Annotated in this window: 21 protein-coding genes and 1 tRNA gene; 10 read left to right on the top strand and 12 right to left on the bottom strand. The window is 73.9% G+C overall.

Annotated features, from left to right (window positions below; translation table 11 throughout):
* Positions 1-135: 135 nt before the first annotated feature.
* From OG386_RS12570 to msrB, 3 genes are all read left to right on the top strand, one after another.
* Positions 136-603: an indole-3-glycerol phosphate synthase gene (locus OG386_RS12570; RefSeq protein WP_327382675.1), complete on the top strand. Its 468-nt coding sequence runs from the start codon at positions 136-138 to the stop codon at positions 601-603.
* Positions 604-664: 61 nt separating this feature from the next.
* Positions 665-2,062 (top strand): UDP-N-acetylmuramate--L-alanine ligase, encoded by a 1,398-nt coding sequence (gene murC, locus OG386_RS12565; protein ID WP_328788240.1) that lies wholly within the window; start codon positions 665-667, stop codon positions 2,060-2,062.
* Between the two features lie 23 nt (positions 2,063-2,085).
* Positions 2,086-2,493: a peptide-methionine (R)-S-oxide reductase MsrB gene (msrB, locus tag OG386_RS12560; RefSeq protein WP_328788239.1), complete on the top strand. Its 408-nt coding sequence runs from the start codon at positions 2,086-2,088 to the stop codon at positions 2,491-2,493.
* 46 nt (positions 2,494-2,539) lie between these two features.
* Here the strand turns inward: msrB and OG386_RS12555 are convergent, their stop codons facing one another.
* From OG386_RS12555 to OG386_RS12540, 4 genes are all read right to left on the bottom strand, one after another.
* Entirely contained in the window at positions 2,540-3,832 is a 1,293-nt protein-coding gene (locus OG386_RS12555; RefSeq protein ID WP_328788238.1) for an MFS transporter, read from the bottom strand.
* Positions 3,833-3,835: 3 nt separating this feature from the next.
* Positions 3,836-4,354: a DUF5825 family protein gene (locus OG386_RS12550; RefSeq protein ID WP_328788237.1), complete on the bottom strand. Its 519-nt coding sequence runs from the start codon at positions 4,352-4,354 to the stop codon at positions 3,836-3,838.
* A complete protein-coding gene (locus OG386_RS12545; protein WP_328788236.1) occupies positions 4,351-6,240 on the bottom strand; it encodes a RiPP maturation radical SAM C-methyltransferase in 1,890 nt (629 codons plus the stop codon). The genes OG386_RS12550 and OG386_RS12545 overlap by 4 nt, the downstream gene beginning before the upstream one ends.
* Positions 6,241-6,355: 115 nt before the next feature.
* Positions 6,356-6,478 (bottom strand): hypothetical protein, encoded by a 123-nt coding sequence (locus OG386_RS12540; protein WP_258309265.1) that lies wholly within the window; start codon positions 6,476-6,478, stop codon positions 6,356-6,358.
* 250 nt (positions 6,479-6,728) lie between these two features.
* Between OG386_RS12540 and OG386_RS12535 the strand changes: the two genes are divergently transcribed.
* Both OG386_RS12535 and OG386_RS12530 read left to right on the top strand, forming a co-directional pair.
* Positions 6,729-11,222, top strand: coding sequence for an Hsp70 family protein (locus OG386_RS12535; RefSeq protein WP_328788235.1), 4,494 nt, complete (start codon positions 6,729-6,731; stop codon positions 11,220-11,222).
* A gap of 5 nt (positions 11,223-11,227) precedes the next feature.
* Positions 11,228-12,577, top strand: coding sequence for a serine/threonine-protein kinase (locus OG386_RS12530; protein WP_328788234.1), 1,350 nt, complete (start codon positions 11,228-11,230; stop codon positions 12,575-12,577).
* 100 nt (positions 12,578-12,677) lie between these two features.
* On the opposite strand, the gene OG386_RS12525 is transcribed toward OG386_RS12530, so the two are convergent.
* Both OG386_RS12525 and OG386_RS12520 read right to left on the bottom strand, forming a co-directional pair.
* Positions 12,678-12,750: transfer RNA gene (locus OG386_RS12525), tRNA-Ser, on the bottom strand.
* A 60-nt stretch (positions 12,751-12,810) separates the two neighbouring features.
* Positions 12,811-14,184: a hypothetical protein gene (locus OG386_RS12520; protein WP_328788233.1), complete on the bottom strand. Its 1,374-nt coding sequence runs from the start codon at positions 14,182-14,184 to the stop codon at positions 12,811-12,813.
* A gap of 228 nt (positions 14,185-14,412) precedes the next feature.
* Between OG386_RS12520 and OG386_RS12515 the strand changes: the two genes are divergently transcribed.
* From OG386_RS12515 to OG386_RS12500, 4 genes are read left to right on the top strand one after another with little or no spacing between them, the layout of a single operon-like run.
* Positions 14,413-16,797: a sensor histidine kinase gene (locus OG386_RS12515; RefSeq protein WP_328788232.1), complete on the top strand. Its 2,385-nt coding sequence runs from the start codon at positions 14,413-14,415 to the stop codon at positions 16,795-16,797.
* Positions 16,794-17,210 carry a roadblock/LC7 domain-containing protein gene (locus OG386_RS12510; protein WP_266606099.1) on the top strand — a complete coding sequence of 139 codons (417 nt, stop codon included), beginning with the start codon at positions 16,794-16,796 and terminating at the stop codon, positions 17,208-17,210. Before OG386_RS12515 ends, OG386_RS12510 begins: the two co-directional genes overlap by 4 nt.
* Complete coding sequence (locus OG386_RS12505) at positions 17,210-17,584, top strand: DUF742 domain-containing protein (protein WP_328788231.1); 375 nt, start codon at positions 17,210-17,212, stop codon at positions 17,582-17,584. Before OG386_RS12510 ends, OG386_RS12505 begins: the two co-directional genes overlap by 1 nt.
* Positions 17,571-18,170: a GTP-binding protein gene (locus tag OG386_RS12500; protein WP_328788230.1), complete on the top strand. Its 600-nt coding sequence runs from the start codon at positions 17,571-17,573 to the stop codon at positions 18,168-18,170. The genes OG386_RS12505 and OG386_RS12500 overlap by 14 nt, the downstream gene beginning before the upstream one ends.
* Here OG386_RS12500 and OG386_RS12495 read toward each other — a convergent pair.
* From OG386_RS12495 to OG386_RS12470, 6 genes are all read right to left on the bottom strand, one after another.
* A complete protein-coding gene (locus tag OG386_RS12495) occupies positions 18,160-19,080 on the bottom strand; it encodes an NAD-dependent epimerase/dehydratase family protein (RefSeq protein ID WP_328788229.1) in 921 nt (306 codons plus the stop codon). The genes OG386_RS12500 and OG386_RS12495 overlap by 11 nt on opposite strands.
* On the bottom strand, positions 19,077-20,210 hold the full coding sequence (locus OG386_RS12490; protein ID WP_328788228.1) for a cytochrome P450: 1,134 nt from the start codon (positions 20,208-20,210) through the stop codon (positions 19,077-19,079). The genes OG386_RS12495 and OG386_RS12490 overlap by 4 nt, the downstream gene beginning before the upstream one ends.
* A gap of 116 nt (positions 20,211-20,326) precedes the next feature.
* The gene (locus tag OG386_RS12485) at positions 20,327-21,820 is read right to left on the bottom strand and encodes a class I adenylate-forming enzyme family protein (protein WP_328788227.1); all 1,494 of its coding nucleotides are present in this window, start codon (positions 21,818-21,820) and stop codon (positions 20,327-20,329) included.
* Positions 21,820-22,575: a glycosyltransferase family A protein gene (locus OG386_RS12480; RefSeq protein WP_328788226.1), complete on the bottom strand. Its 756-nt coding sequence runs from the start codon at positions 22,573-22,575 to the stop codon at positions 21,820-21,822. Before OG386_RS12480 ends, OG386_RS12485 begins: the two co-directional genes overlap by 1 nt.
* Positions 22,572-23,594: a 3-oxoacyl-ACP synthase III family protein gene (locus tag OG386_RS12475; protein WP_328788225.1), complete on the bottom strand. Its 1,023-nt coding sequence runs from the start codon at positions 23,592-23,594 to the stop codon at positions 22,572-22,574. Before OG386_RS12475 ends, OG386_RS12480 begins: the two co-directional genes overlap by 4 nt.
* A 194-nt stretch (positions 23,595-23,788) precedes the next feature.
* Positions 23,789-23,956, bottom strand: a complete 168-nt coding sequence (locus OG386_RS12470) for a hypothetical protein (RefSeq protein WP_328788224.1) — start codon at positions 23,954-23,956, stop codon at positions 23,789-23,791.
* 56 nt (positions 23,957-24,012) lie between these two features.
* On the opposite strand from OG386_RS12470, the gene OG386_RS12465 reads away from it, so the two are divergent.
* Positions 24,013-24,303, top strand: coding sequence for a hypothetical protein (locus tag OG386_RS12465; RefSeq protein ID WP_328788223.1), 291 nt, complete (start codon positions 24,013-24,015; stop codon positions 24,301-24,303).
* Positions 24,304-24,611 lie beyond the last annotated feature (308 nt).

The raw sequence follows: 24,611 nt of genomic DNA, 5'->3' as shown, positions 1-24,611 counted from the left end.
TTGTCGTTCCGCTTTGCTTCCGCTGGGCACATAACTGGGCAGGTATGTCTGCGCAGGGCCCCGTGCGACAGCGGGGCAGGATGGTTTCCGCAGGGGTCGGCCGGCCGGCCTCGGCCCATGAAGGAGAGGGCGTCCGTGTTCACGAGCGTATTGATGATCGAGCAGCCGCTGACCGCGGTGGACGTGGACTTCGTCACCAACCTGCACGGGGACGACGCGGTCTCCTTCATCGTCCTCATGCAACCCCGGGGCGACCAGGACCGACTGCTGCGCGCCATCGACGACGTAGCGCTCGGTGAGCTCCCCGAGGCCATCCGTGAGGGCGACGAACCCGAGGGCGAGGACGCCCTGGGCCCTGCCGCGCACGCCCTCGCGCACTCCCTGAACGCGCTGCGCGCCAAGGGCGCCAACGCCGTCGGGCAGATCGTCGAGGACCACCCGCTCGACAAGCTGAAGACCATCGTGGACGAGCACCACGCCGACGAGGTGATCGTCCTGACCGCCCCGCACTTCGTGGAGGAGTTCTTCCACCGGGACTGGGCCTCGCGCGCCCGCCACAAGGTCGGCGTTCCCGTGCTCAAGCTCTTCGCCCACAACGAATAGGCTTGGGGCCAGTCAGAGCCTCACGCGCACCCGCAAGACACACGACCCTGGAGCGACCTGAATGAAGCCCGGCCTGCCGACCGCCATGGAACGGCCCCACTTCATCGGCATCGGCGGCGCCGGCATGTCCGGCATCGCGAAGATCCTGGCCCAGCGCGGAGCGCAGGTGGCCGGCAGCGACAGTCGGGGCGACTCCGAGACCGCCGAGGCGCTGCGCGCCCACGGCGCCACGGTCCACGGTGGACACGCGGCCGGGAACCTCGCCGCCGACTCCACCTGCGTGGTCGTCTCCAGCGCGATCCGCGCCGACAACCCCGAGCTGGCCCGGGCCGCCGAGCTCGGCATCCCCGTCGTGCACCGCTCCGACGCGCTGGCGGCCCTGATGGACGGGCTGCGGCCGATCGCCGTCGCCGGCACGCACGGCAAGACCACCACCACCTCGATGCTGGCGGTGTCCCTCTCGGCCCTGGGCCTGGACCCCTCCTACGCCATCGGCGGCGACCTGGACGCCCCCGGCTCCAACGCCCACCACGGCGAGGGCGACATCTTCGTCGCCGAGGCGGACGAGAGCGACCGCACCTTCCACAAGTACACCCCGCAGGTCGCGATCATCCTCAACGCGGAACTCGACCACCACGCGAACTACGCCTCCATCGACGAGATCTACGAGTCCTTCGAGACCTTCGTCGGCAAGGTCGTGCCCGGCGGCACCCTCGTCGTCGCCCACGGTCAGGAGGGCGCTGCCGAGATCGCCCGCCGGGTCGCCGGCAAGGAGGGCCTCACCGTCGTCACGTACGGCGAGGAGGAGGGCGCCGACGTCCGCATCACCAAGATCACCCCGCGCGGCCTGACCAGCGAGGTCACCGTGGTCCTGGACGGCCGGATGCTCACCTTCACCGTCTCGGTCCCCGGCCGCCACTACGCGCACAACGCCGTCGCGGCCCTCGCCGCGGGCGTGGCGCTCGGCATCCCGGCGCACAACCTGGCGAGCGCGCTCGGCAAGTACACCGGCGTCAAGCGCCGCCTCCAGCTCAAGGGCGAGGCCGCGGGCGTCCAGGTGATCGACTCCTACGCCCACCACCCCACCGAGATGACCGCCGACCTGGAGGCCATCCGCGGAGCCGCCGGTGACTCCCGGATCCTGGTCGTCTTCCAGCCGCACCTCTTCTCCCGCACCCAGGAGCTCGGCAAGGAGATGGGCCGGTCCCTGGCCCTCGCCGACGCCTCCCTGGTCCTGGACATCTACCCGGCCCGCGAGGACCCGATCCCCGGCGTCACCAGCGAGCTGATCATCGCGGCCGCCCGGGCGGCGGGCGCCGACGTCACCGCCGAGCACGACAAGGCGGCCGTCGCCGACGCCATCGCGGGAATGGCGAAGCCCGGTGATCTCGTTCTCACCATGGGCGCGGGCGACGTCACGGACCTCGGTCCGGCGATCCTCGCCCGGCTGTCGAGCTGAAGGTACGAGGGAGCGGGAGAGTCATGTCCTACGAGGTCGACAAGACGGACGAGCAGTGGCAGGCGGAGCTGACCCCGTCCGAGTACCAGGTACTGCGCCTGGCGGGCACCGAGCCCGCCTTCCGCGGTGAATACACGGACACCAAGACGGAGGGCGTCTACTCCTGCCGCGGCTGCGGGTCCGAGCTCTTCCGCTCCTCGGAGAAGTTCGACTCGCACTGCGGCTGGCCGTCCTTCTTCGACCCGAAGGACACCGACGCGGTCGAACTGATCGCGGACACCTCGCACGGGATGGTCCGCACGGAGGTCCGCTGCGCGAAGTGCGGCTCGCACCTGGGCCACGTCTTCGAGGGCGAGGGCTACCCGACCCCGACGGACCAGCGGTACTGCATCAACTCGATCTCCCTGCGCCTGACTCCGACGGAGGGCTGACGGGCCCGCGACCGCCCGCGCCGTGTGGACTCCGACGGGGCCGCAGTCACGGGGCGGGCGGTGGTGCGGCAGTGCGGGTGCGGTGCGGCGGCAGCCAGAAGCAGGACGCTGCCAGGAGCGCCGCAGCCGCAGCCCCGGTCAGCACGGGGACGTTCCCCAGCCAGGCCGCCAGCGCGCCCGCGGACAGGGCCCCGACCGGGACGGTGGTCAGGAGTGCCGCCTGGGCGAAGCCGGCGACGCGGCCCTGGAGGTGGTGCGGGGCGATCAGTTGCTGGGTGGTCGTCATGGAGATCGCCCAAACGGTCGCCGCGCTGCCGAAGAGCAGCTGGTAGGCGAGTAGCGCGGGGAAGGCGAGTCCCAGCGACGCCGCCGGAACGAGGAAGATCGCGAGGGCCGCCACCACCGCGCAGATCCGTGTCGCCCGGTACAGCTCGACGGATGTCGCGAAGCGGCCCGCGAGCAGGACTCCGGCTACGGTGGCCACGCTGAACGCGGCGTACACCATCCCCAACTGCCATGCAGGAAGGGCGAGTTCGCGATTCGCGTACACGACGAAGAGTGCGTCCGCAGCCCCGCTGCCGAGGTTGAACCCAGCGCCCGCGAGCACCTGCCGGCGCAGCACCGGTTCCGCCCGGACCACCGCTAGCCCTTCGCGGAGCGCGGCGAGCCGGGGGCCCCGGCGTCCGGTGGGCTCGGCCGGCCCGTTCAGTGACGCGGGCAGGGCGAACAGCAGCACGGCCTCGACCGCATAGGCGGCGCCGCCGGCCAGCAGGGCGGAGGACGCCCCGACGAGACCGACGAGGACGCCGCCCAGGGCGGGGCCGCCGATCATGCCCGCCGTACGGGCGCCGGTCAGGGCGGAGTTGCCGGTCAGGAGCTGCTCGGGGCTGACCACTCGGGGCAGCGCCGCCTGGAGCGCCACCGAGAGGGTCCAGGTCAGCGCGCCCGACAGGGCGGCCACCACGTACAGGTGCGGCAGACCAAGGCTTCCGAACACCTCCACGAGCGGCACCGACGCGACGACCACGACCTGCAGCGAGGTGAGCGTGACGGTCAGGGTGCGCAGCCGGGCCCGGTCGGCGAGCACACCGGCGAGGGGGCTGAGCACGGCGCCGGGGAGGTAGGTCAGGGCCAGCAGCGCCGACGCCCCGAAGGGGCCCGCGTCCAGCCGGGTCACGGCCAGCATCGCCAGGGCCAGCGCGGTGATCTGCCGTCCGACGGAACTGGCCGCCTGCTCGCCGCAGAGCAGCAGGAACGGGCGGTGCCGCCGCAGCGCACCCCACGGCGTGCCGACCCCGTCGGCGGCCGTGGACGGGGGTCGGGTCGGCGACGGGTTCACGGGTCAGACGCTCGTGCAGGGGACGGGCCAGCGGCGCAGGCGCGGCGGCAGTGCCACCACCCACCCCTGCGTGACCAGGACGAGACGTTCGTCCGCCAGCAGGGACACGTCCTCGCGCCCTGTCGCGTCGAGCGCGTCGAGGGCCGTGGGTTCCTGCACGGCGAGGAAGGTACCGAGCAGCGAAGGCTGGTCGATGGTGAACCGCGCCGAGGTCGAGGGGTCCCTGCGGTCCATGACCGTCACGAAATCCGGCCCGCGGCGGTGGTAGAGCAGGCCGTACGCGTACCGGGACCGCCACACGGCCGCCCCGTCGGACCTGCCCGGGGAGGCGGGTCGGGGAGCCGGTGGCGGGAGGTGGTGCAGCAGCCCGGTGTCGAAGGGCAGGGCGTCGCCGTCCGGGACCCAGCGCACCGTGAGCGCCTGACTCTGGCAGTCGCGCAGGAAACGCACGGCGTCCGCCGCGCCGCGTCCGCCGGCGGCCAGCGGCAGCGGCTCGTCCACCACCACCTGCCCGCCGGTCATTTGGCCACCGCCTCGGCGTCGGCCCCGGCCCCGGCACCGTCCGTGACGGCGACCGTGCGGACCGGAGCGTTCCGCAGGGGCAGCGACACGTACGACCGGCCGTCGAAGAACAGCAGTCCCAGGGACACGCCCTCACCGAGCCACTGCGCGAGCCGTTCCGGGGGGACCGGATGCCCCTCCTCGGCGAGGAGCCGGCGCAGGGCAGCCGCGGAGCGGCCGTGTTCCAGGTGCCGGAACGCGGCGGCCTCCCAGCCGCTGAGCCGATGCGTCCGGGCCGGCCATCCGTGCCGCCGGTCGTGCACCAGCAGGCCGCCGTCCGCGCCGGGTTCCATCAGCAGCGTCGAACCGGCGTGCCCGGCCCGCCAGTCCTCGACGGCCCGTGCGAGCCGCTCCTCCGTCCTGCCGCCGATCCCGCGGGGCGGGGTGTCGAAGAGGTACACGAGATCGGCGAGTTCCTCCTCGGGGAGGTCGTACACGTGGCCGTACATCTCGGCGGGGGTCCGCTCGGCGAAGCCGAGGGCGGGATCGGCGAAGTGCGGGCTGAACCGCTCCAGCTGGATGCGGAACGCGCCGCCCGGCGGCTGCAGGTGGACGAGCGCCGGTAACTGGTCGACGATCGGGTCGTAGTCGTCCGCCGTCTCGCCCGGGAACCCGTACAGGTAGTTCCACGTGCACGTGAGCGACCGGTCGGCGCATTCCCGGAGCGTGCGGACGTTGCGGGAGCCGGTGACGCCCTTGTCCATGAGGCCGAGGACGCGGTTGTTGAGGCTCTCGATACCCGGTTGGATGTGCACCGCTCCCGAGCGGGCCAGGAGCGCCAACTGGTCCGTGTTGAGATTGGACTTGACCTCGTAGTGCATCAAGAGGTCCCAGCCGCTGTCGGCGGCGAGCGGCAGGAAGTCCGTGAAGTACGCCATGTCGATGATGTTGTCGACCGTGACGACGTCGAGGATCCGGTGCCGCCGGACGAGCCGGTCGACTTCGGCCCACAACTGCTCACCGGGCTTGGCGCGGAACGCCATGGCCGAGCCGTTGAGACCGCAGAACGTGCAATGGTGCTTCTCGCCCCACCAGCAGCCGCGTGCGCCTTCCACGACCAGTTTCGGACGGACGTACTCGGCCACCGGGGAGGCGTCGAGCTCCGCCTGCCAGATGTCGTAGTCGGGCGAGGCGATGTCACGCGGCGCCACCGTGCGGCGGGTCTCCTCGTTCGCCCGCGAGGTCCCGCCGTCCCACCAGCACAGGCCCGGTACGTCGACGGGCGGGGTCCCGGCGTCCAGATGGGCCAGCAGGGCGGGGAAGGCGTACTCCCCCTCCCCGCGCACCACGTGGTCGACGAAGGGATGGTTGCGGTGCAGGGCGTGGCCCATCGGCCCGTCGCAGTTGCTGCCGCCGAAGACCACGGTGAGGCCTGGACGGCGGCGCTTGAGCTCGCGGGCCAGCGCGAGCGAGGACACGTTCTGCATGAACGTGCTGGTGAACCCGACGACGTCCGGGTCCTCGTCGAGGATCTCCGAGGCGCTGCGCGAGATGAAGTCCGCCGCGTGGACCCGCATGGCGTGCGCCTTGTCCACCGGGACCCCGCGCCGCTCCGCGTACGCGCCGAGCCGTGCGACGCCCCAGTCGGGGTCCGCGTAGAGCACGCCCGAGAAGACCCAGTCGCCCAGTCCGTCGAAGATCGAGTCGCTGCCCACCTCGGCGTGGTCGGCCGGGCGCAGCAGTCCGTCCGTCCGCTCCAGCAGGAACTCCGCCCAGCGCAGCGAACCGTGGAACTCGTGGACCTCGTCGAAGGGCCGGGTGCGGGTCAGGAGCGAGTGCAGCAGGCCGATCTGGAGCGAGGGAAGGTCGATCGGCTGCCAGGGCATGGTCACCAGATGAACGCGCATGCGGTCCTTCCCGCCCGGGCCCGCTCCATCCGCCGGGCCGGTGGATCGACAGCCCGGTACGGGGCCTCGGCGCCCGGTGCCCTCGGTGCCGCGCCGGGTGCCGACTCCCGCCCGGTCAGGACGACGGCCGCTTGTCGATGGTGAGCCGGTCGCGCTTCCTGGCCTCGTCGCGGACGGCGACCTTCTTGATCTCTGGCTTGGTCCGGGTGTCGTCCTCTGGCGCCCTGTCGCTTTCCATGGTGCCTCCCATTCCTCAAGTCCGCCGACCCTAAAGGCCGTTACCCGCGGTACACAAGGGATGATTTCGGCCGACGGGGCCGTGTGCCCTCCTCCGGGGTGGCGTCGATCCGCCGAGGCGCCGGGCCGGATTCGAACGTGCGTCCCGAGGAGGCCGCGAGCAGTACCGCAGTCCCATCTCCCTTTGTCCCCACGGTCGTTAGCATGTGAGATCAGGGCCCGGCCTTGTGATCGCAGGGGGATGAGGACAGGTGTGGCTCAATAGGTCTTCGGACGGCAAACCCCGCAGCCTGCGCAAGGCGCTGAAGGTGGTGGAGCAAACCTTCCGGCCCGCACTGCTGACCGGAAGGGACCTGGACCTGGCCGCCGAGGCCTTCGGCCGGGCGCTCGTGGAGGCGCTCGACCACGACCCGGTGCTGGCGGCCGACCTGCTGGAGCGGCCGGGCCGTCGACTGCCCGCCGAGGGGTACGCGGCGGCCCTGGGGCCGGCCCGGAAGGCGACGCTGCACGAAGTGGTCGGGCACGGCGACCGTACCGTCCTCACCGTGATCGCCGAGGCGGCGGGCCGCGCCGGAGACCTCGTGCTGGAGCGTGCGGCCGGCGGCCGGCTGGCGGTGCTGGCGGGCGAGCAGGACACCGCCGACAGCCTGGTCTCCTTGCTGCGGCGCCGCCAGGACGCGGGTCTCCTCGACCTCGACACGACGACGCAGGCCTTACGGGCGTACACCGCGAGGGCCGCGCTCGCCCATGACGCCGCACTGTGGAGCGCCTTCTTCGACCACCTCGCCGACCCCCTCGTGCCGGACCTGTACCCGGTGAAGCTCTTCCTCGGCCGCGGTGGCGATGCCGTGCGGCTCGCGGACAACCCCGTACGCAAGCGCGAGGCGCTGGACTGCTGCGCGGCCTCGCAGCGCCTCGACGACGTCCTGGCCGCACTGGAACTGACCCGGAACGAAGGCTGGTCCGAGCGGGCCCGGGACTTCCACGAGCGGGCCGGTGAACTCCTCCTCGCCGCAGGCCGGCCCGCCGAGGCGCTGGCGCACTGCGAGCAGGCCGGACGGCGCGATCTGGTGAGCCGCTGCCACGAACAACTCGGCGATCACCGGGCCGCGCTCGCGGCCTGCCCCGCGGAGGAGCCCGACCGGCTGGCCTCCCTCGCCGCCGCCTGCCACCCGGACATCGACGACCAGGTGCAACGGGGCGACCGAATCGCCGCCCTCGGGATTGTCTCGGACGTCCTCGGCCAACTGGAACGGGCCGCGCGGCCGACGGAGCGGGTCGCCGAGGGGACGGCCGAGCTACAGGGGTTACGCGCGGCCGTCGTCGCGGTCGAGCGGCGCCGTCTGGACGATCTGCTGCGCCAGGCCGCCGCCGAGGACCGCCCGGCCGTGCACCTGGAATGGAGCCGGTTCGAGGAGGCGGCCGGGCAGCCCGCGGAAGCGGCCGGGCACGCCGAGGACGCCGGCGATCTCTACCGCGCGCACACCCTCTTCCGGAAGGCCGAGCGGTTCGGCGACGCCGACCGCGTCCTCAAGAGCGAGGACTCCGCCGAGGGCCGGGCCGCTCGCGCGGCGGCCCGCGAAGCCGGCGGCGACCTGCTCGGCGCGGCCCGCCTGCACGAGCAGGACGGGCGGTACGAGGAGGCCGTCGTGCTCTACGGCCGGGCGGACGACGCCTCGGCGGCGGCCCGCTGTCTGATCCGCTGGAAGGGCGAGGAGGCGATCGAGGACCCGCGGCTGGCACCGTTCCTGCGCAGGACGGGCGACATCGCCGAGCTCGTCGAGCGTTGCCTGGAGGCCATCGAGCGCAGGGGACGCGACTCGGCGGCCCCGGGGCTGCTGAGGTCGCTGGTCGAACAGGACGACGCGGCCGTCCCCGAACTGCAGCGGGAACGGGTGAGCCGGGCCCTGGACGCGGTCGGCGCCGTCGGCCGCAAGGCGTTCGAGGAGCGGGCCGCGGAGTGGGCGCAGCGGGCCCGCGCCGAGACGGACGCCCGCTTCGCCGCCGTCTGGGGTCTCGACCTCGGGACCCACTCGTGCGTCGCCGCCCTGTACGACGCGCACCGTGAACAGCCGGTGATCTGTCCGGACGGAGTGAACTCCCAGTTCGCCTCCACCTTGACGGTGACCGAGGCGGGTGAGGAGATCGTCGGACTGACCGGCGACCAGATCCTCGCCCCCTGGGTGGTCGGCCACATCAGCGCGTCCAAGCGCCGGATGGGCGACGGCATGTCCTACACCATCCTCGACCGCTCCTACCGGCCGGAAGAGGTCGCCGCCCGCCTGATCGCGCACGCCCGGACGCTGGTGGAGAAACACCTCGCCGGGCAGGTGCGGGAACGGCTCGGCGAGCTGGCCCGCGAAGCGCTCGGGCAGGTCCGCGACGACTGGCTGGACTGGGCGGCCGAGCACCACGACCTCACCCTGAAACGGGACGAGGTGATCCTCACCATCCCCGCGTACTTCCTCAACAACGCCAAGCACGCCACCCGCAGCGCGTGCGAGATCGCCGGGGTGAATGCCAAGCGCCTGATCCACGAGCCGACAGCGGCTTGCCTGGCGGCCGCCGCCCAGCGGCGCCTCAGCGGCGAGGTCGCCGTCGTGGACCTCGGCGCGGGCACCCTCGACGTGAGCGCCATGGAAGTCCGGGGCAACCGCTACCAGGTCCGGAGCATCCTCGGCGACAACGAGTACGGCGGGTACGACTACGACCGCATCGTGGCCGACGAGCTCGCGCGGCGGCTCCGCGCCCGCGGACTCGAGGTCCCGAAGACCGGCCGGGCGCGCCGACGGCTCGAACTGGCCGCCGAGCACCTCAAGATCGCCCTCTCCTCCCAGCGCGAGGCCGAGTACACCCTCAAGGCCTACCTCGGGCAGGCGGAAGTGCGCCTGGAGCTGACCCGCGACGAACTCGCCGTCCTGCTCGCCGACTCGCTGCGCACCCTGCGCGACGTCTGCGAGCGGATGTTGGAGGAGCGCGGCCTCCCGCCCGACCACCTCGTCCTGGTCGGTGGCCCGATGCTCTCGCCGCTGATCAGCGGGACCGTGGAGGAGGTCTTCGAGGCCCACCGCACCGTCCTGTCGGATGCCCGGACGGCCGTGGCCTATGGCGCCGCCCTGGAAGGGGCGGTGCTCTCCGGCCACCTGAAGGAGATCCAACTGGATGACGTGACCCCCTTCGACCTCGGGATCGCGGTGGCCGAGGCCGACGGCGCCATGGGCTTCTCCGTCCTCATCGAGCGGAACACGCCCATTCCGATCCAGAAGGCGAAGACCTACACCACGACCCGGGACCTTCAGACGGAGGTGGACATCAAGGTCTACATCGGCCGGATCGAGCCCCGTTCGCTGGTGGGGGTCCTGCGGCTGACGGGCATCCCGCCGGTCGCGCGCGGAGTGCCGCAGATCGAAGTGACCTTCGGCTTCGACAGGAGCTGCGTCCTGACGGTCACGGCACGCGACACGGTGACCGGGAACAGCAGCTCGGCCGAGTTCACCGAGACGACCCTGCTCGCACCGAGCCAGATCGAGACGATGTTGCAGCGGTACGCCGTCCAGCGCGAACTGGAGGAACTCAGGCGGGCCCTGCGCCGGCTGGTCGAGGAGGCGGCCGAGCTCGGCGACTGCGAGCCGCTCTGCCGCGAGTTCCGCGAGCGCCTGAGCGCCCACCGGCCGTCCCGCCGGGCCCTGGACCCGGCCACACAGGGCATGCTCGCCGAGATGTACGGCCCGCAATCGGCCGAGCAGGAGGGCGAACTCCTCTCCCTGCGCGCCCCGTTGCTGGATCTGCTGGCCAACGCGCGGGAGTACCTCTCCCAGCAGGTCCTGGCGGAACGGGCAGCCGCGGGACAGCACCTCGCCCACCAGCTCGGATTGCACCTCGAGGCGATGCGGCAGGGCATGGCCCGGGTGACGCGCTGGAACGGCGTGCTCGCGGCCCTCGCCGCCGTGGACAGCGACCCACTGGCGCGCTTCCGCGCGCTGCACGACGCCGGTGACCACGGCAGGGCGCTCCACGCCCTGGAAGAGCTGGCCGAGCCGCTCACCGACCCCGACGACCTCCGGCGACGGCTGCACTGCCTCGCCGGCGCCGGAGACGTGGAGGGCTACCGGCGGACGCTGCTGGCCGACGCGGCCCGGCTGCGCGCGGTCGTGCTCGACCCCGAGGACCCCGGGGCGTTCGTGGCATCGGCCAGGTCCGCCCTGGTGCGGGTGGCGGACGGCAGCGGCCACGAGGGCAGCGGTTTCCTGATCTCGGACCGCCACGTCCTGACCAGCCGGCGATGGACGGCGCAGGACCCCGAGGGGATGACGGTGCGGCTGGTCGAAGGGGAGCGGGCCGTGCGCCGGATCTTCCTCGCCGACTCCTCCTCCATCGCCACGGCCGTGCTGCTCCTGGCCGAGCCGGTGCAGGCGGCGCCGCTGCGCCTGGGCTTTCCCCGGCTCGTCCACATCGGCGACCTCGTCTGGGCTGCCCCGGACCCGGACGACGCACTGCTGCCCGGCATCGTCGAGAAGTTCGAGGTCTTCCCCGAACAGCGGCTCCAGTTGTTCAAGACCGATCTGGGACTGCCCCCCGAAGCGGCCGGCGGCCCCCTGCTCAACGAGCTCGGCGAGGTGATCGGCACCCTGGCCCTGCGCGCGGAGTCGGAGCCCGCCTTCGCCGTCACGACCGACTCGCTGGCCGGCCTGCTCGCGAGCGCCGGATTCGGTCTGACGGGCGCGGCGGGCGGAGACGGCGGGTGAGCCCGGTGACCGGAGCCACGGACGGCCGGCTGCTCGACGGGCGCTACCGGCTGCGCGTGCTGCTGGGGGCGGGCGGCATGGGCGAGGTGTGGCGCGCCCACGACGAACTGCTCGACCGGGAGGTCGCGCTCAAGCTGATCCACCCCGCCGCGGCGCAGGACACGCACTTCCGGGCCCGGTTCGAGCGCGAGGCCAGTTTCACCGCACGGTTGGCCGGAGACCCGCACATCGTCACGGTCTACGACTTCCGGAAGGACCCCTGCTACCACGTGGTGATGGAGCTGGTCGAGGGCAGCTCGCTGGACACCCTGGTCCGCGGCGCGCCACCGCCCCTGACCGACGTACTCGCATGGGCCCGCCAGATCTGTGCCGCGCTGCACACCGCGCACGCGAAGGAGATCGTCCATCGGGACCTCAAGCCGTCGAACGTCATCCTGACCCGGACCGGAACCGTCAAGGTCGTGGACTTCGGCATCGCCGCGCTGCTGCCCGGAGCCGCGCCGGGCAGCCGGGGCCTGACCAAACTGACGGTGAGCGGGCACTTCCTCGGTAGCCCGCCCTACGCCTCCCCGGAACAGATCCAGGGCGTGGCGGTCGACGCCCGCACCGACCTCTACTCGCTCGGTTGCCTCCTGTACGAACTGGTCACAGGGGCCCCGCCGTTCGGAACCGGAGCGGTCCACTCGGTCCTCGCCCGGCACCTCCACGAACCTCCGCCCCCGCCGACGGAGCTCCGCGCCGACGTGCCCGTCGGCCTGGAAGGGCTCATCCTCGATCTGCTGGCCAAGGACCGCGAGGCACGGCCGCCGGACGCCGCGGCCGTCGACGGGCGGCTCCGGCAGCTGGAGGCTCCTCGTGGCTACACGCCCACGCTGGCCGACCCGCTCGCAGACGCGGACGCCCCGCGACTTACGGACGGCGGCACGTCCCCGGCCGACGCGCTGCACCTCGCGCGGGTCTTCGACTTCCGGGGGCCCGACGGAGCGCCCGCCATCGCGGCCGACCGCGAGCACGTGACCTCCGCCGAGGAGTGCGCCGCCCTGCTCAGGTTGCTCAGGGAGGCTCCCGTGGCCCTGCACGGCCTCGTCCCGGAACCGGACCGCCTTGATCCGGCCCGGAGCAGGGTGGTGCCCGCCGGTTTCCGCACCGACGGCCTCTGGGTCTGGTCCGACCAGATCGCCTACTACCTCGAACGCTACCGGTGCGCCCCGGACCCGGCCCTGCGCCACCACCTCGCGCAGCGCGCCCCGCAGCGGCCGGACGTTCCGGCACGGCTCCTGAGCGCTGCCGGAAAGCTCGTACGGGGCGAGCCCCGGGGCTCGCTGACCGGCCGACCGGCCACCGATGCCAGGTAGTCCGCCACCTCGACCCGAAGGACCCGGGCTCAGGGTCCCGGGCGGCTGCCGGGGGCGGCGGCCATGGCCCGGGCCTGGACCGGCGCGAAGCAGGTGAGGGCGGCGAGGGCAGGATTCGAACCTACGTCCACCCGGAAGTCGAGCCGGGCGCTCCTCCACAGAGCTTCCTCGCCGCCGCCCCGATCATCCGCACGCCACGCCTCCCGGGTCAACGGGATTTCGTGGCCCGGGAGTCACAGCCATTCCTCGGCCGCCGCGCGCTTGCCGCGGCCCGAGAACACCCCCGCCGACCGCATCGCGCTCGCCATCAGCGGGTCGGCGACGGCCACGCCGTGCACCAACTCCGGCGTGCGCTGGAACCGGACGGCCTCCGCCGTCGGGCGGGGTGCGGTCCAGCCGCCCGCCACCGGGTCCACGCCGTGCCGGGCGCAGGCCGCCTCCACCAGCGAGCGCGTGCATTCCGCCTCGCCCCGCAGGACCTCCCAGGGCCGGGGCAGATCCGCCCACACGTACGTGTCGGGGTGCAGCCCGCCGCCGCTCCTGCGGTGCCAGGCGGCCACGTCGGCCGCCATCAGCCGCGGGACCTTGCCCGGGCAGACGCGGTCCAGGACCTCCTCCTGGCCCAGCTCGCTCATCAGGGCGAACCAGTGCGCGCGGGCGGTGCCCCAGGCCTGCGCCGCCTGGTTCCACGTCGAGGAGTCGTCGCCCCGCCGCACCACCATGCTCGTCGCCTCGAAGCCGGAGCGGTTCCACGCGTCCTCCAGCAGCTCGGCCACCTCGCGCAGGAAGCGGTTCCACCGCACCAGCAGCCGGATCAGCTCCTGGTCGGACAGGTGCCCGAGCACCTCGCGGGTCGGGTGGACGTGTGCCACGGCGTACCAGTCGGTCCGTTCGGGCGCCGCGCGCAGGCGCCCCAGGAGCGCGTCGGCGACCTCGTCGTACGGTCGGCGCTGCTTGGTGTTGGTGAAGACGCTGCGCATGTGGGCGCGGGCGGTGAGGTACGCGATGAACGCGGCGGTGTCGGGGTCCGCGCCGAACGCCTCGTACGACAGCGTGTGCGCGAACGCGCCCTTGCCGGTCATCGTGACCTCGCGGCGGCGTTGTTCGTGGAGGAGCCGAGCCAGTTTGGCCTCCATCCGCCGCAGGAGCCGGAACCGCTTGTTGTACTGACGCTTGGACAGTTCGCCGATGCCGGCTTCGTCCCGCTCCATCCGGTTCAGCCGGTCCAGGCCGAAGTCGTTCTCCCCGTACCGGCGGTGGATCTCCTCGCCGGCCCGGCGGATGACCGCCTCGATCTCGACGGGATCGTCCCCGGCCCCTTCGGGGAGTTCGGGAACGGACGCGAACAGTGCCGTGGCGCGGGCGAGCTGGCGCTGCGCGCCGACCGGCGCGGCGAACTCCTCGAGCATGGAGGTGTATCCGTGCCAGATCCTGCGCAGGGAGTACTGGGAGGCCTTCTCCAGGGCCTCGGCGGTGGCGGGATCGGGAGCGACCTGACGGGCGGCGAACAAATCCTGGATCAGCTGGGCGATGTCCTCGGGGCGTCTGCGGAGCCCCAGCGAGGCGTGCAACTCGCGAACCAACTGCTCGGCACGGTGCGACGGCATGGGCCTCACCCTGCCACCGGACACCCGTGACCTCCACCGGTTAACCAGCGGCCGCAACCCGAGGCGGCGGCCTTGGTGTCGAGTACGTCGCAGTTCGATTCCGATCCGATCTCTGGCCTGCGATGATTTCCCGGAACTAGCAGGTTTCGGGGTCCGAAGACACCTATCCGAATCTCCGCCATGTCTGGTTATGATCGGCCTCCCGCCGTCCCCCGCTCGCGAGGACCGATGTCTCCCATAGAACCCGAAGGCATACGACGGCAGTCGACGACCCGTCGGCGGCGTACCGTGCGTCTGCGCACCCTGCTGATCTGGCTGGCGGTGGTCCCCACCGTCGCGATGGGCACCCAAGTGACGGTGACCGCGGAGCGGTTGCTGGCCCAGGCGGAAAAGCTGCGGTCCGACGTGGCCGCCGCCGAACAGGTCGGCGCCCCGCTCTACACGCTCATGATCGACATGCAGGCCGAGCGGACGGCGACCGCCGCCCGGTGGGCGGGCGCCGACGGATCCGAGGGCGAACTGCGCGCCCGCCGCGATGCCACGGACCTGGCCGCGGCCGAGTTCCGTCGATTCGCGGTCGATCCCTCGCGGTCCTTCGTGGACGTGACCCGGCTGCTGGAGAAGCTGGACGGCCACCGGCAACGCGCGGACACCCGCAGCGGCTCCGCCGACAGCACCCTGGCCTACTACTCCGATGTGATCGGCAAGGTCATCCAGGTCTACCAGCAGGAGTTCAGCCACGCGGAGGACGCCGAACTCGCCCAGGCGAGCCGTCCCGTGGTGTCCATGCTCCAGGCCACCGAGATGGTGGCGCGCGAGGACACCGTCCTGGCCCTGGCCGGGCCGTCCGGGGACCTGAGCTACGTCGGCTACGACCAGTTCGTCAGTGCCCTGGGCGCCCAGCGGTACCTCCACGAGGCGCTGATCGTGCCGCACCTGACGGTCCGGGACCAGCGGTCCTACGAGCGGGTCGTCGGCTCCACGGAGTGGCAGACCAAGACGCGCATCGAGAGCGCGGTCCTCTCCGGGCACAAGGACATCGCCACGGGCATCAGGCTCCCCGCCGAGACCCGCGGCTGGTCCGCCGCGCACGCGACCTTCTCGGTGCAGATGACCACGCTCAACATCGACCTGGCGCGTTCGGTGCTCGCCCGCGGCGAGGCCAAGGCCGACGACCTGCAGGCCGAGGTCGCCTGGCTGATCGGGGGCAGCGCCGGCGGACTGCTGGCCGTCGTGATCGTGGTCGTCTTCACCACCCGGTCGGTGCTCCGCCGCCTGAACGACCTGCACGAACGCACGGTGACCGTCGCCGAGGAGACCCTTCCCGAGGTCGTCGCCCGGCTCCAGCGCGGTCAGTCCGTGGACCCCGACGCCCTGCCGAGGGTGAGCGGGGACCGGGACGAGGTCGGGCGCATCAGCGACGCCTTCGCCCGGGCCGTGGCGGTGTCCGTCGACGGACACCGCGAGCTCGCCGCCGAGCGCCACGGGTTCGGCCTCTTCGCCTCGGGCATCGCCTCGCGCACCGGAAACCTGGTCAGCCGCCAGCTGAGCCTCACCGAGGACCTCCAGGACACCTTCGGCCACGACGAGGCACTGCTCGCCGAGCTGATGCGGGCCGACCAACTGACGGTCGGCATGCGCCGGCAGATCGAGAACCTGCTCATCCTGGCGGGCGGCGAGGTCCCCGACCCGCACACCGAGCCCATGCGCGTCGCCGACCTGCTGCGCGAAGCGGCCGCGGAGGTCGAGGACTTCCGGCGCATCGAGCGGCAGGCCCTGGACGAGACCAGCGTCGAACCGAGCGCGATCAGCCAGATCAGCCACCTGCTCGCGGAGCTGCTGGACAACGCCACCCGGTTCTCCCCGCCGAAGTCCAAAGTGGTCATCCGCGCCGAACTGGTGACGGACGGGCTGTCGGTCGAGATCGAGGACCGCGGGCCGCGCGTGAGCCCCGAGCGCTACGAGGAGATGAACGGGCGCCTGCACGAGGCCCCGCCGTACTCCGTGCTGGCGCAGAACGCGCACCGGCTCGGCCTCTTCGTGGTCGGGCACCTCGCCGACCAGCTCCGCGCGACCGTCACCCTGCGCCGCTCGGTGTACGGGGGCACCTCGGCGGTGGTGATCCTGCCCAGGCAGCTGCTGGTGGCGACCGACGCGCAGGCCCCCCGCGAGATCGAGCCGCAGGCCCGGGTCCTGGAGCTGCTCCCGGCACCGGCCCCGGCCCCGACCTTGGCCCTGGCCGCCTCCGTGCCGAGCCTGCCCGCGGCACCCGAGCCCGAGCCCGCTCCGGACCCCGAGCCCGCCCCGGAGCCCGAGCCAGTCGTGCGCACCAGCGCCGGGCTGCCGAGCCGCCGTACGAAGGCACCCGCGGCCGTGCCCGCAGCACCCGCAGCCGTGCTCGTGCCCGCACTCGTACCCGCACCCGCGGTCCGCCCGGCCCTCCCCGAGCGCGTCCCGCAGACCCACATCGCCGAACAGCTGCGCGAGCCCCGCGCGCAGGAAAGCGTCGTCCGGCCCGACACCGCGACACCCGAAGAGGTGGCCGATGCCTGGGCGGACTACGAACAGGGGACCCAGACAGTGGAAGAAGAGCTCCGACGGGATCAGCCATGACCACCTCACCGAACACCACGGCATCCAACGACGCGATCTACAGCGTCCTCGACAACAACCTGAGCAGAATCGCCGGCGTCCAGGGAGCCGTGCTGCTCTCCAACGACGGCATCAAGCTCAGCGCCTACCTGCTCGACGAGCCCCAGGCCGAGCGCATGGCGGCCGCGGCCTCCGGCATCGCGTCCACCATGAAGGCGATATCCCGGGAGATCGACGGCGGTCGCGTCATCCGCCAACTGGTCGAGATGGACGACCGGTACCTCTGCATCGTCGGATGCGGCGAGGGCAGCACGCTCATCGTGGTGACCTCCCGCAAGGCGCGGCTCGGCGAGCTGGGCGGCGAGGCCGTACGGACCGCCCAGGCGCTCGGCGAGTGGCTGGGCACCCCCGAGCGCGGCCAGCCGTCCGCGTAATGCCGCAGGACGAGCCACAGCCGCAGCCCCCGGGCCGCCGCCGGACGCGGCTGTACGCCCTGACCGACGGGCGTACGGCCGCCGCGCACAGCGTCCTCACCATGGACACCACCATCACGGCGGCGACCGACGGCGAAGTGGACGGGACCCTGCCCACCGAGTGGCAGGAGATCCTCGCCATGTGCGCGCCGCCGGGCGGGCGGGCGGTCGCCGAGATAGCGGCCCGGATGCACATCCGCCTCACCCCGATGACGCTGCTCCTCGGCGAACTCGCCGACCGCGGGCTGATCCACCACCGACCGCCCCTGGCGGTCGCCGAGACCACCGACGTCCACCTGCTCATGAGAATCAGGGACAGCCTTGCCCGGATATGACACGACCGCCCCGCAGGAACCGGCCCCGGTCAAGATCCTCGTCGCCGGTGGGTTCGGGGTCGGGAAGACGACCCTGGTGGAGACGATCTCCGAGATCGAGCCGCTGCGCACGGAGGAACAGCTGACGTCCGCCGGTATCGGCATCGACGATCTCGACGGCATCGAGTCCAAGACGGTGACCACCGTGGCGATGGACTTCGGCCGGCTCACCCTCACCGACGCCGGTGTGGTCCTCTACCTGTTCGGTACCCCCGGCCAGGAACGCTTCTGGTTCATGTGGGACGACCTGCTGAACGGGGCGCTCGGAGCGATCGTGCTGGTCGACACCCGCCGCCTCGACCGCAGCTTCCCGGCCGTGGACTTCTTCGAGAGCCGCGGACTGCCCTTCGTGGTCGGCGCGAACTGCTTCCACGGCGAACAGCCCTACACCGCCGAGGAGATCGCAGCGGCGCTGCACTTGCGGGATCCGAACACGCCCGTCCTCATGCTCGACGCACGCTCCCGTACGGACGTCCGCGGCTCCCTGCTCGCCCTGCTCGACCTGCTCATCGCCAAGGCGCAGGCCCCGGCGGGCGTCAGCGGCTGAGCCCCGACCGGGCCCCGGTCACCGAGGCCAGGTGGTCCGCCAGGTTCCGGTGCGGGGCCCAGCCCTGGGCCCGGGCCCGGGTGAGGTCCAGGACCACCGGGTGGGCGAGCTGGTCCACCGCGTAGCGGCTGAGGGCCGGCTCCGCCCCGGCCACCGCCGCCACGGCCTCCGCGACCCGGGCCGCCGCGGCGGCCACCGGCAGCGGGAGGTGCCGGATCCGGGCCCGGACGCCGTGGGCGCGCAGGACCGCGCGGACCGCCGCGTCACGGCCGTACGGCTCCCCGTCGGCGATGTTGTACGCGCCCGGCGCCCAAGCCGCCGCCGCCAGGCAGGCCCGCGTCAGGTTCTCCACCGCGGTGAGGCTGAGCGTCACGTCCGGGCCGGGCAGCAGCAGGGTGCCCGCCCGGACCCGGGAGAGCAGCCGGGGCAGCAGCGTGGTGTCGCCCGGCCCGTAGACGGCCCGGGGGCGCAGCACCACCGCCCCGGCGGCCAGCGCCAGGGCCTCGCCCGCCGCCTTCGTCCGGCCGTAGGCGTTCAACTGCCCGGCGCGCGGATGTTCCTCGTCGACCAGGCCGCGGCCCGGCCGCGGATCGTAGACGCTCGCACTGCTCACCCACACCACGGGCCGCCCGCCCGCCGCTTCGAGCAGCCGCTCGGTGCCGTCCACGTTGACCGCGCGCATCAGCGCCGCGGCCCGCGAGCCGGGGGCCGGATCGCCGACGGCCGCCGCGCAGTGCACCACCAGGTCCACGCCCGCCAGGTCAGGCAGTTCCGCGGCGGCGTCCCAGAAGCGGTGCGTGCCCACCGGGCCCGGCCTACGGCCCAGGCACACCACCTCGGCCCCGGCCGCCGCTGCGGCCCGCGCGACGTGCCCGCCGCAGAAGCCGCTCGCGCCCGTGACCGCGATCACGCCCCGGCCCCGCAGACCCCGGCCCGTACGGTGAGTACGCGCCAGCCGGGCAGCGCCGCCCCCCGGTCCACCCGGGCCCGCGTCACCACCGGCCGGTACGGGGCCAGCGCACCGAGGACGTCCGCCAGTTGGGCCCGGGCCAGCCGAGCCCCGGGACACGCGTGCGGTCCGACGCCGAACACCAGCCGGTCCACGGCCGGGCCGGCGGGCCGCAGCGGGTCCGGGTCGCGGTGGTGCGCCCCGGCCGCGTGCCGGGCGACCAGCAGCAGCCGGTCGCCGCCGCGCACCGGGCAGCCGCCGACGGCGCCGTCCGCCGCGGCCACCCGGGGCAGCAGCGGCGAGGCCGCGGTGACCCGCAGCAGCTCGTCGGCGAGCACCGGCCGCAGGGCCTCGTCGGCGGCCTGCTGCCACAGCCCCGCGTCGGCGCACCAGGCCACCGCCCTGGGCAGCGCGGCGACGGTGGTGTTGACGGCGGCCACCGCCACCATCGCCGGCAGGGCCTCGCCGGCGGGACCCAGGAGCAGGCGGAGCCGGTCGGCGGCGCGGGCCGCGGCGGCCTCGGCGCGCGGGCGGCGCGGCCCCGGCAGATGGCTGCGTACGGAGGCGGCCGCTGCTTCGGCCGCGGCCCCGGCGACCGCCCGCGGGTCGGCGCCGGACCCCAGCAGGGCGCACACCACCGACCCGGAGAGCTCGCGCGCGAGGTCGACGAGGTCCACCTCGCCGCCCCGGTCCAGCGGCGCGAGACGGCGTACGAGCAACGGTCGCCAGATCGAACGGAGATCCTCGACCCCGGCACTGCCCAGCGAGCCCGCGAGGCCCCGCCGGTCCGCCCGGTGCCCGCCGCCCTCCTGGTCGAACAGCACACCCCCGTGCACGCCCCCGGCCCCGCCCCCGCCGTCGCGCAGCGCCGTCCGCGCGGCGGCGCCCGTCGTACCGGCCGCCGTGCGGTCGAGCGGCAGCCGGGTCAGCGCCTCCCGGTAGGCCTCCGGACCGTGCACCAGCAGGGTCCGGCCGAGCCGGCGCACCGGACGCCCGCGGGTGGCGGCGAGCAGCCCGAACAGCACGGGACGGCTGTGCAGATAGACCCGGCGGTCCCGGCGGCGGGCACGGGCGTGGGACGTGGTGCTCATCGGGGGGTGTACCTCCGTGGAAGCGGCGGACCGGTCGGGAACGGCCGGGGAAGGTGTCGGGCGCGCGGCCCCGGAACCGGCCGTGACGCGGGTCCCCGGCCCGGCGGTGCGGGCCGTCATCGCGCGGGGCCCAGCCGGCGCGCCGCCAGCGCGGCCGTCGCAGCCCGGTCCGGTTTGCGCGAGCGCCCCGACAGCGGGATCCGCGCGAGCAGCAGGGCGTCGGGCCGGGCCGTGCCCATCCGCCGGACCGGCTCCGACAGGGCGGCGCGCAGGGCCCGTTCGTCCGCGCCGCGCCGCGGCTGCACGACGGCGACCAGCCGTTCGTCGCCGTCGCCGGCCGGGATGCCGACGAGCACGGCCAGTTCCACCCCCGGCACGTGCAGGGCGGGCTCGTACAGCCCCGGGTAGATGTTCTCGGCCCGGCGCAGCACCATGTCCTTGCTCCTGCCTTCGAGGACGATGCGGCCCGCGCCGTCCAGCCGTGCCCGGTCGCCCGTACGCACCCACGGGTCTGGCTCCTCCCCGAGGTAGCGGTGGCGGGCCGCGGGGCCGGACAGCAACAGCTGCCCGCTCCCGTCCGGCTTGGCGCGTACCCCGGGCAGGGGCGCCCCGACCAGGTCCCCGTGCTCCCCGGCCGCCTCGAACGCGGACTTCTCCCGCGCCTCGACCGCGGCGGCCGGGAACAGCTCGGTCAGCGCGTACACCCCCCAGGCCTCGGCCGCGCCCGCCGCGCGCACGCGTTCCAGCAGCCCGGCGCCGGCCGGGGCCGAGCCCGTCCACACGCGGCCGTGGAAGCGGGCGCCCGCACCCAGCGCGTCCCGCAGCCGGGGCGGGGTCAGATAGGTGTCCTGGGGCCGCAGCCGGTGCAGCTGACGGGCCAGCACCCGGGAGTTGCCCGCAGGGAGGGCGACGGCCGCGCCGCGCGCCAGCGAGGGGACGAGGACGAAGAAGGTGCCGCCGAGCACCGGCCGGTCCCCGCGCGCGTCGAAGAGGGCGGAGACCGTGGTCATGCCGGCGGCCAAGCTCGCCCGGGTGTGGACGACGGCCCGCGGCAGGGACGTGGTCCCGGAGGTGAACACGATCACCGCGTCGGCGTCCCCGTCCAGGTCGGCGCCGGGCGCGGGCACGCCCCGTCGGGACGCGCCCAGGTCCAGCGCGGGCGCGCAGCCCGGCAGCCGGGGCCCGACCGTGGCCACCGGCCCCAGCCCGGCCAGGTCCGGCAGCGCGAGCCGGGCCCGGCGGGCCAGCGGCCGGGCCCAGCCCGCCACCGCCTGCGCGGTCGCGTCGGCCAGCACCAGCGCGGGCCGGGCCAGCGCGAGGCGGGCGCGCAGCACGTCGGGGCCGGCGCCCGGATCCAGTACGGCCCCGCGCAGCCCGAGCCGCCACAGCGCGAGCAGGACGGCCAGGGCACGCGGCCCGGGGCGCACGGCGACGCCGACGGTGTCCCCGGCGCGCAGCCCGCGCGCGTGCAGGGCCGCGGCGAAGGCGTCGGCCAGCTCGGCGAGTTCCCCGCGGGTGGCGCGCACCCGGGGCGCGCCGGTGCGGCCGGCGGTGAGCACGGCGGGCCGCTCGGGGCGGCTGCGCAGCGCGTGGTCGAGGTGGTCCAACATCAGCGGGGGTCGTCCGTTCCGTGCGTGCCGCTGCCCTGGTCGAGGTACCAGCGGGCGGTTCCGGCGATCCCGTAGGCCCGCAGCCGCCGCGTGGAGTTCTCCACGACCATCTCCCGGCAGTGCGTGATCCGGTCGGTGTGGCGGCGTACGGCGTTGAGGAAGAGCCGGTCGGTCGGTGAGGGGCGCCGGGGCATCCCGCCGACGCCCAGGTACAGCTCGGCCGTGATGGCCATGTTGTTCCCGGCGTGCATGCGGTACGGCGCCCGGTAGCCGCGCCGCCTGGCGTGCTCGGGCCGCAGCCGGCCGAAGAGCGCGGCGAGGGCCACCAGCGCGCCGAACCCGGCCCGGCCCAGCGGGCCGTGCTCGTCGCGGCGGGCCACGATCCGCCCGCACACCAGCCCGGGGCTGCGGATCAGCGCGGTGCGGGCGGCGCCGGTCCAGCCGGGCCGGGGCAGGCAGTCGGCGTCCGTACGGGCGAGCAGGGCCGCGCCGCGGCCGATCGCGTACCGGAAGCCGGTGTCCACCGCGGAGCCGACCCCCTTCTCCGGCTCCTCGATCACCTCCACCGGGAAGGGCGCGCCGGCCGCGAACGCGCGGGCGACGGCGCCCGTCCCGTCCGTCGAGGCGTTGTCGACGACCAGCAGGGTGAAGTCCCGGTCCCGCTGCGCGGCGAGCGCCCGCAGGGTGTCGGCCAGCCGGGCCTCCTCCTCGTGCGCGGGCACGACCACCCACATCGGCGCGCTCGCGGCCGTCACGACTTCTCCCAGACCATCGTCATGATGCTGATGCCGCCACCGAGACCCACGAACAACACCCGTTCCCCCGGCGCGAGTTCCCCGAAGACCCGGTCCAGCTGGAGGCCGATGCTCGCGCTCGCGACGTTGCCGAGCTCGGGCACCGTCACCACCAGCTTCCCGGCGGGCACCCCGGTCAGTTCCGCGAACCGCTCCAGGTACGGCACCGTCACCTGGTGCACCAGCACCTTGGCGAAGTCGTCCCAGTCCATGCCCGTGCGGTGCAGCGTCCGGTCGATGACCGCGGTGCCCACCTTTTCGAAGACGCCCCGCAGCTCGTGCCCGTCGCCGCGGAAGTACGTGTACGCGTCCCCGCGCGGGTGCCGTGACCCGCCGCCCGGGATGCCCCCGACCTCCCAGTGCTCCGAATGGGTCTCGGTGTCCACGTCGAGGATCCCGCCGCGCTCCACGGCCTCCACGAGCACCGCCGCCCCCGCGTCGCCGAAGGTGTATCCGGCGAAGCCGTCGCGCAGCTCGGCGAGATCGGCCGGGTCCTTGCGCACGGCCCGGCTCGGCGTCTCGCCGGTGACCACCAGGGCCCGCTGCGCCCGCCCGGCGAGGATCATGGAGCGGGCGAGGTCGATCCCGTTGACGAAGCTGTTGCAGGCGTTGGTGACGTCCAGGGCGTGGGCCCGCGAGCCCAGTTCGGCCTGCACGATGTGCGCGGTGGCCGGCTCGACCAGGTCGCGGGAGGCGGACGCGAACAGCAGCAGGTCGACGTCGAGCGGACCGAGTCCGGCGGCCGCCAGGGCCCGGCGGGCGGCGCCCACCGCGAGGGTGGAGGCGTACACGCCCTCGCCCGCGACACGGCGGGAGACGATTCCGGTGGCCTGCGTCAGCAGCCTCGGCGGCAGCGCCAGTCCACTGCGGTGCGCCACCTCCCGCTGAAGGGCGTCGGAGGACAGCACCTCGTCGGGCAGCAGGCTGCCGACGGCGGTTATCCCGGCGCGCGGCAGCTGATCAGATGGCTGAATGAACATGCACACACGATGACAAGCCGGCCGAGCCCGGGCCTGAGTACGGATGCTCAGTTCGGCGCCACCGGCTGCACGGGCCGCCTGAGTACGGGGACCACCCGAGCCGCGTCCCGTCCAACCCCGGCACAGCCAGGGCCCGTTTACGTACGGTGAGACGACACGGCCCCGGTGGAGGACGCGAGATGGCAGCACGCCGACTACCGGTACTGGCGCAGTACCGGGACGACGCGGTGACCCGGCTGCTGTGCGCGGGAGCGCACCTCGACGAGGGCTTCGCCCGCGAGGTGGACGTGGAGCTCACCGAGGACCGGCTGCGCGCCACCGGGCCCTCGCTCGGCATCGACCCGGTGGCCCTGGCCCGCCACGCGCGGGCCTCCGTACGGCGGATCGACCGGCGCGACCGGCGGCGCGCTTCTACCGGGTGCACCAGCTGCCGCTGGACGGATGGGAACGCTGGTGGGACCTCTTCCGCGTCGCCACCGCCGCCACCGCGTCGGCGCTGCTCGGCACCCCCGGACGGCTGGTCCGGGGGGCTTCGGCCCGGGGCGAGCGGGCCCGGGCACTGGAGAGGACGCGCCGCGAGATCGGCCGGCGGCACCTGCGCTTCGACTACGGAGCCGTGGACAGCCTCCGCGAGCGGGTCGCCGATTGGAAGCAGCTGGGCTTCTCCGAGCGGACGGACTCCCAGGACTTCCTCCAGCGGCTCCAGTAGGGCGTGCTGAACGCGACCGAACGGTTCCTGAAGGACCACGACGTCGACACCAGCTCCTACGACCAGGCGCCCCGCCGCCGAACTCGCCCGGTGGCTCCGGGCGGAGGGGGCCGCGCCGGAGCGGGGCGACGCGGCGCGGGCCCTGTACGGAGAGCTGGACCGGGCCGGACAGGAGGGGCGCGCCGCCGAACCGGGCCTGATCCGGCGGTCGCTGGAAACCATCACCCTCGGGCTGGGCGCGGGCAGCACCGGCCTCGCCCTCGCCGAGGAGATCAGCCGCCTGCTGGGCTGACCTCCGGGCCGCGCCC

It is taken from the genome of Streptomyces sp. NBC_00273 (genome assembly GCF_036178145.1).
Lineage (GTDB): Bacteria > Actinomycetota > Actinomycetes > Streptomycetales > Streptomycetaceae > Streptomyces.
This window is presented reverse-complemented; position numbering and strand designations above follow the sequence as displayed.

Excerpts from the sequence above, each read along its gene's own strand:
- murC (WP_328788240.1), top strand. The coding sequence starts at position 665 with ATGAAGCCCGGCCTGCCGACCGCCATGGAACGGCCCCACTTCATCGGC.
- msrB (WP_328788239.1), top strand. The coding sequence starts at position 2,086 with ATGTCCTACGAGGTCGACAAGACGGACGAGCAGTGGCAGGCGGAGCTG.
- OG386_RS12550 (WP_328788237.1), bottom strand. The coding sequence starts at position 4,354 with ATGACCGGCGGGCAGGTGGTGGTGGACGAGCCGCTGCCGCTGGCCGCC.
- OG386_RS12545 (WP_328788236.1), bottom strand. The coding sequence starts at position 6,240 with ATGCGCGTTCATCTGGTGACCATGCCCTGGCAGCCGATCGACCTTCCC.
- OG386_RS12540 (WP_258309265.1), bottom strand. The coding sequence starts at position 6,478 with ATGGAAAGCGACAGGGCGCCAGAGGACGACACCCGGACCAAGCCAGAG.
- OG386_RS12520 (WP_328788233.1), bottom strand. The coding sequence starts at position 14,184 with ATGCCGTCGCACCGTGCCGAGCAGTTGGTTCGCGAGTTGCACGCCTCG.
- OG386_RS12515 (WP_328788232.1), top strand. The coding sequence starts at position 14,413 with ATGTCTCCCATAGAACCCGAAGGCATACGACGGCAGTCGACGACCCGT.
- OG386_RS12510 (WP_266606099.1), top strand. The coding sequence starts at position 16,794 with ATGACCACCTCACCGAACACCACGGCATCCAACGACGCGATCTACAGC.
- OG386_RS12505 (WP_328788231.1), top strand. The coding sequence starts at position 17,210 with ATGCCGCAGGACGAGCCACAGCCGCAGCCCCCGGGCCGCCGCCGGACG.
- OG386_RS12490 (WP_328788228.1), bottom strand. The coding sequence starts at position 20,210 with ATGAGCACCACGTCCCACGCCCGTGCCCGCCGCCGGGACCGCCGGGTC.
- OG386_RS12485 (WP_328788227.1), bottom strand. The coding sequence starts at position 21,820 with ATGTTGGACCACCTCGACCACGCGCTGCGCAGCCGCCCCGAGCGGCCC.
- OG386_RS12475 (WP_328788225.1), bottom strand. The coding sequence starts at position 23,594 with ATGTTCATTCAGCCATCTGATCAGCTGCCGCGCGCCGGGATAACCGCC.